1 protein-coding gene is annotated in these 439 nt (G+C 65.4%); it reads right to left on the bottom strand.

What is annotated here, in order from left to right; all coding sequences use genetic code 11:
• The coding region (locus tag CVM73_RS38850) for a hypothetical protein (protein ID WP_488226284.1) at positions 1 to 132 on the bottom strand (132 nt) is incomplete at its 3' end.
• Positions 133 to 439 lie beyond the last annotated feature (307 nt).

Genomic DNA, 439 nt, shown 5'->3' with positions numbered 1-439 from the left:
CGCCATCACCGCGCAGGCCCCCGCCTCCTCGGCGATCTTCGCCTCCGCGGGGGTGACGACGTCCATGATCACCCCGCCCTTCAACATCTCGGCAAGGCCGGTCTTGAGTCGGAACGTAGCGTGCTCAGGCATGGATTCTCATCTTACGTCGGGCGAAGGATGGGCGTGGCGACGGGGGTGCGGACGTCGACATCGTCTCCTCCATCGCAACGCGTCGATGCAGCGGTCGCAGCTTGCGCCTCGAAGCCCCGCGCTCCTCCCGCGCAAAACGTTCGGAGACGACACCGACGTCCGCACCCTGACCCCTCAACCGCAAAGAAGAATGGATTCGCCCCGGCCTCTTCCCTTGAGCAGCGTGGTCCGCCGCGGCTGTTTCGGCCATCGAAGTATGGCGGTGGGTGTCGGTACTCCCTCTGAACGTTTTGCGCCTCTCGCCTAC

The sequence above is a fragment of the Bradyrhizobium forestalis genome (assembly GCF_002795245.1).
GTDB lineage: Bacteria > Pseudomonadota > Alphaproteobacteria > Rhizobiales > Xanthobacteraceae > Bradyrhizobium > Bradyrhizobium forestalis.
Note: the sequence above shows the minus strand (reverse complement) of the source record. Positions and strands in the feature narration are given on the sequence as shown.